Origin of the sequence: Amycolatopsis echigonensis (genome assembly GCF_014174495.1) — a bacterium.
GTDB classification, from domain to species: Bacteria; Actinomycetota; Actinomycetes; order Mycobacteriales; family Pseudonocardiaceae; genus Amycolatopsis; species Amycolatopsis echigonensis.
The window spans coordinates 1-5,573 of record NZ_JACJHR010000178.1 but is presented as its reverse complement, the minus strand read 5'-3'; the positions used below and the strand labels follow the sequence as shown (position 1 = coordinate 5,573).

General features: G+C 68.4%; 4 protein-coding genes. All 4 read right to left on the bottom strand.

All coding sequences use genetic code 11. The annotated features are described in order from the left end of the window. Window positions 1–1,062: 1,062 nt before the first annotated feature. The 4 genes from H5411_RS45790 to mraZ all read right to left on the bottom strand — a co-directional run bounded on the left by H5411_RS45790 (window position 1,063) and on the right by mraZ (window position 5,217). Window positions 1,063–2,988: a peptidoglycan D,D-transpeptidase FtsI family protein gene (locus H5411_RS45790; RefSeq protein ID WP_101439095.1), complete on the bottom strand. Its 1,926-nt coding sequence runs from the start codon at window positions 2,986–2,988 to the stop codon at window positions 1,063–1,065. Then, window positions 2,988–3,641, bottom strand: coding sequence for a cell division protein FtsL (gene ftsL / locus H5411_RS45785; RefSeq protein WP_101439094.1), 654 nt, complete (start codon window positions 3,639–3,641; stop codon window positions 2,988–2,990). Before ftsL ends, H5411_RS45790 begins: the two co-directional genes overlap by 1 nt. Then, the gene (rsmH, locus tag H5411_RS45780) at window positions 3,638–4,594 is read right to left on the bottom strand and encodes a 16S rRNA (cytosine(1402)-N(4))-methyltransferase RsmH (protein WP_183127938.1); all 957 of its coding nucleotides are present in this window, start codon (window positions 4,592–4,594) and stop codon (window positions 3,638–3,640) included. The genes ftsL and rsmH overlap by 4 nt, the downstream gene beginning before the upstream one ends. Before the next feature lie 191 nt (window positions 4,595–4,785). Then, window positions 4,786–5,217 carry a division/cell wall cluster transcriptional repressor MraZ gene (gene mraZ, locus H5411_RS45775; RefSeq protein WP_009080393.1) on the bottom strand — a complete coding sequence of 144 codons (432 nt, stop codon included), beginning with the start codon at window positions 5,215–5,217 and terminating at the stop codon, window positions 4,786–4,788. Window positions 5,218–5,573 lie beyond the last annotated feature (356 nt).

The window sequence follows — 5,573 nt, the reverse complement described above, 5'->3', positions numbered from 1 at the left end:
GACGCCGAAAAAGGGAAAGCGACGGCCTGGGCTGTTTACCGCACCCGCCACGAACGTGCTGCCAGGGCGAGGCTGTCGAGGTTCAGTCGCGTGTGGACTCAGAGCGCGGCCGCCATCGCGTTCTTCGGGACGCGACTTCGAGAGATCCAAAGAACTCTGACCTCCTCTGTGATGGGCTCAGAGTCGGGCAAGGGTTTCCGCGAGCAGGTGCGGCGAGTGCCGCTGTGGTGTCATCCCAGGACGGAGGGCCGAAGAAAACCGCGCGGCCCACCGCCTCGCTGCTCGACCGAAGAATCAGCGCGCTAACTCAGGAAATCCCACCGGATCCACACACTCGACGGGCCGCCCCACAGATTCCCGTTGGCCACGTCAAGTCGGGACCACCGGAACGAAACACGTCGAACTTCTGGCCTCTATTGACCTCCCCCAGTGCCGGACAGGTCTCCGGACAGGCCCGGTATCGAACACCGTCGGCATTGACCGTGACAGTACTGAGAAGCGCCACCGGACCCGACGGTTTCGCCTGAGAGACCGCCGCCGGTCGCGACTGCCCAGCACCCGTCGCTGCTCCGCCGCCGAAGACCCTGGTCAACGCCACCGCTGCGACAGTTGCCGCAGCACACCCGTCTTTACCCTCATTGCACCCTCTCAAGAAATAGATTTCACCCCATCGCCAATACCCATTCACAATGCGACACCAGAACCGCAGGAAACAATTCCGAACCGTGCCACGAGATTTCTTCGCAGGCGCGGACCGCCCTGCAATCAGCACTGACCAGGGGAATTTTCTTGATTCCCACCCCAGCGATCATGAGATTTCGCGGACAAGCACATACCTCGGCATTCCCTCATATATCGCAACCAGGACACAGCGGACAGTGACCGGAATGGAGGTTTCTCGCGCAGACGAGTGATCATCCCGCACGGGGACAGAGGAGACCGTGAACTTCTCGCTGCGAGTGGCGCGCCAGCGCCAGGCAGCAAGCCGATGTCCCGGACGCTTCGTCCGGGACATCGGCTCAGCTCAGCAACTGCCCGGCAACTCCGGGCCAACCGGCCAGGTCAGGGCAGGACCAGCGGGACGATCGGGGCCGGGCCGTCCGAGAGCGGGATCTGGTACCGCTGGCTCAGGTACGACGCGATGGAGTGGAACAGCGGACCCGCCGAGTGCCCGAATCCCGACGGCAGCGTGGTGTCCGGCGCGTCGAGCCGGATGCCGACGACGAACCGCGGGTGGTCGGCGGGCAGGATGCCGGCGAAGGTGATGTTCGCCAGGCTCGAGCTGTACGCCTTCGTGCGCGGGTCGATCTGCTGGCCGGTGCCGGTCTTGCCGGAGATCTGGTAGCCCTCCAGCGCGGCCGAGGGCGCGGTGCCCGCGTTCGGGCTCTTGGCGTTCTGCACCACCGAGCGCAGCATGTCCCGCACCGTCTTCGCGGTTTCCGGGCTCACCACTTGCTCGGTCTTCGGCGGTGCTTCCGGCGTCACGGTGCCGTCCGGGTTCTTCTTCGCCTTCACGATCCGCGGTTCGACGCGCAGGCCGTCGTTCGCGATCGCCTGGTACATCCCGGCCATCTGCACCACGGTCATCGAAAGGCCCTGCCCGATCGGCAGGTTGCCGAACGTGGACGCGGACCAGTCCTTGCGCGGCGGCACGTAGCCGGAGCTCTCGCCGGGGAGGCCGATGCCGGTCTTCTGCCCGATGCCGAACTTCTTCAGCAGTTCGAGATAGCGGTCCGGGCCGACCTGCTGGGCGAGTTCCAGCGTGCCGACGTTGGAGGACTTCGCGAACACGCCGGTCGTGGTGAACGTCTGCGTGCCGTGCGGCCACGCGTCGTGCACCGTCCGGTCGGCGATCTTGATCGAGCCCGGCACCTCGAGCGTCGAGGTCGGCGTGGCGATCTTGTCGTCGATCGCCGCGGTCGCGGTGATCACCTTGTTCACCGAACCGGGTTCGTAGGGCGTGGTGACCGGACGGTTGTTGAGCAGGTCCGGCTGGATCGTGGACGGGTCGTTGGGATTGAACGTGCTGGCGTCGGCCAGCGCGTACACCTCGGCCGTCTTCGCGTCCATGATGACCGCCTGGCCGCCCTTGGCGTTCGCCTTCGAGACGTAGTCGCTCAGCTGGCGCTGCAGTTCGAACTGCAGGTCGGAATCTATGGTCAGCTGGAGATCGGAGCCCGGGACGGCGGCGGTGAGCACGTGCTCGGTGCCCGGCAGGTACAGGTTGTCGTTGCCGTTCTGGGTGTTCACGATCTCGCGGCCGGGCGTGCCCGCCAGGTCCGCGTCGCGCGATTTCTCCAGCCCGATCACGCCGTGCAGATTGTGCTTCGACACGTCGGGGTCGTCCATCCGCCAGTTCGCCAGCCCGACGATGTTCGAGGCGAGCGTGTCGCCCGGGTACTCGCGCTTGGCGCGCTTCTCCACGCTGATCCACGCGTACTTCTTGACGATCTGGTCGGCCACCGAAGGCTCGACGTTGTCGACGAGGTAGGTGAAGGACTGCTGTTTGTGCAGCAGCGCGAGCTGTTCCGCCTCGGTGGTCAGGTGCGGGAGCTTCTGCGCGATCAGCTTCGCCGCGCCGGCGACCTCGGTTTCGAAGTTGCGGCCCTTGTCCGGGTACTTCTTCGCGTACTCGTCCATCGACTTGTGCAGCGCGCGGAGGTTCACCGACAGCGTGCGGGTTTCGACGCTGAACGCCAGTTTCGCCCCGTTGCGGTCCACAATGGACCCGCGCTGCGCCGGGATGTCGATGGTGAGGGTGCGCTGCCGTTCGGCCGCCGCGGAGAGCGTGGGGGCCTCGAACCACTGCACCTGCACCAGTTTCGCGCCCGCCACCACCATCAGCACGACGAGCATGATGCGCACCGCGGAAAACCGGCTGCGCTGTCCGCCGTTGCCCCGTTTCGCGACCGCGCGGCGGGTGCCCGCGGCGTAGGTCCGCCGCGCGCTGCCCGCCGCCCGGGAACGGCTGTTGCCGCCTGCCGCCATCACTGCCCTCCCGCGGTCCCCGCCGGCGTGCCCGACAGGTCGCCTTCGATGCCGCCCTCCGAAGGAGCGGCCGGCTGCGCCGGGGGCGTGGCCGCGTCCTGCTCGTCCGGCTGGGCCTTCTTCGGTTCGCCGACGACGGTCGTCTTGCCGTCCTTGCCGACGACGATGCGCGCCGGGTCGCCGCCGGGCACCATGCCCAGCTGCTTGGCCGCGGGCGCGAGAGACGCCGGGGACTGAGCCTTCGCGACCTCGCGCTCCAGCCGGTCCTTGGTCTCCATGAGCGAAGCGCTGTCCGTGCGCAGCTTTTCGAGCCGGTACGAATCGGCGATCGCCTGCGTGGTGAACCACAGCGTCGCGGCGACCCCGACCGCCAGCAGCCCCATCATCACGAGCACGAACGACGCTCGCGACCGCGGCCAGCGCAGCTTGAACGGCGTGCGCACGGTCTTCGTCTCGACGGTTTCCGGTTCCGCGACAGGCTTTTTCGGCGCGCGCTGGCGCAGCAGGTCGGCCCGCTGCGCCCGCCGGGCGTATGCGCGCTCCGCTGCTGTCGTGCGCCTCCGCGCCGGGGCCTCCGTCTCGGTGACGGTGTTCCGCGGTGCCCGCTCCGCAGCGGTCGACGACGAGCGGCGGGACTTCGTAGGCGCGGTCATCGCGGCTCTCCGATCCGTTGTGCTGCGCGCAGCCGCACCGAGGCGGCCCGCGGGTTCTGCTCGATCTCGCTCTCGCCGGCCTTCTCCGCTCCCCGGGTGAGGAGCTTCAGTTCCGGCCCGTGCCCGGGCAGCTCGACCGGAAGGCCTTCCGGCGTCCGGGATTTCGCCCGTTCCGCGAGCGCCTGCTTGACCAGCCGGTCCTCGAGGGACTGATAGGACTCGACGACGATCCGGCCGCCCATCGCCAGCGTGCCCAGCGCCGCGGGCAGCGCCCGGCGCAGCACTTCCAGCTCGCCGTTGACCTCGATCCGCAGCGCCTGGAAGGTGCGCTTCGCCGGATGCCCTCCGGTGCGCCTGCTCGCCGCCGGAACCGCGGAGTAGAGCAGTTCCACCAGCCGGCCGCTGCGGGTGAACGGTTCCTTCTCCCGTTCCGCCACCACGGCGCGGACGATCCGCTGCGCGAAGCGTTCCTCGCCGTAGTCGCGCAGGATCCGGATCAGCTCGCCGGGCGCGTAGGTGTTGAGCACGTCGGCCGCGGTGAACCCGGTGGTCGGGTCCATCCGCATGTCCAGCGGCGCGTCCTGCGAATAGGCGAAACCGCGTTCGGTGCGGTCGAGCTGCATCGACGAGACCCCGAGGTCGAACAGGATTCCGTCCACTGTAGACAGACCCAGTCCGGACACCGCCTCGGGAAGTCCGTCGTAGACAGTGTGGACCAGGTCGACGCGGTCGCCGTGCCGCGCGAGCCGCTCCGCGGAGCGCTCGAGCGCGGCGGGATCGCGGTCCAGCCCGATCAGCCGGAGCCGGGGAAACGCGGCGAGCAGCGCGTCGGAGTGGCCGCCGAGGCCGACGGTCGCGTCGACCAGGACGGCGTCGCGGTCGGCCAGCGCGGGGGCGAACAGCTCGACGATGCGGTCCAGCAGCACCGGAACGTGCTCGGCTGCGTCCGACATGTCTTCCCCCTTTCTGCCGCGTGCGTACCGGGGAAGATGCGGCGGATGCCGTCAGGTCCCTGCCCGCCCGCTTGCTGACCTGGCACCGGGGAAGGTGCGCCAGGGTCAAAGAGCGGACAGAGGCCTCACGGCATCCGCGTCGAACGGCGTACCCGCGTCCCCCGACGACGCAGGTCCGCCCGGGGCGCCTCCTAGAAGACGCCCGGCAGTACTTCCTCCCGAGCCTGTGCGTAGCTGTCCTCGTGTTCGTCCAGGTAGCCCTGCCACGCCTGGGCGTCCCAGATCTCGAGCCGGGTGATCGCGCCGATCACCACGCACTCCTTGTTGAGCCCCGCGTACCGGCGCAGCTCCGGCGCGATGGCTACGCGCCCTTGCCCGTCCGGACGTTGCTCGTCGGTCCCGGCGAACAGGTAGCGCTGGTAGGCCCGCACCGCCTCGTTCGTGAACGGGGCTTCGGCGACCTTCCTGGCCATCTGCTCGAACTCGGCACGGGGGAAGACGAAGAGGCAGTGGTCCTGCCCCTTGGTGACCATCAGCCCGCCGGCCAAGGCTTCGCGGAACTTCGCGGGCAGCGTCAGCCGCCCTTTGTCGTCCAGCTTCGGGGTGTGGGTGCCGAGGAACACCGGCCTCCACCTCCCTACCGGATCCGGTTGGCTCCCCGCCCGGTTCCGGCTCGGGGGCTCCCTTCCGCCCCACTGAGCACCACCGTACCCCACTTTTCACCACAGTCAACGAGTCCCGCGGGCGTGCCACTCCGTCGGGTGGCACGTTTGCGCAGGTCACGGAGGTGGGTCCAGGTGGGGGGCGGGTGGGGGGACCGTGGCGAAGATCCCCCGCACCGGGGTTTCTCGCAACCTCGGACGGCCTGAAACGTCCGTGTTTCTCCCGGTGCGGGACCGGTGGTGGGGGTTGGTGGGGGAACCGCCATCGCGCACCTCCTCCTCAGGTTGATAATATTTTATATTATTCTTCGGTCATG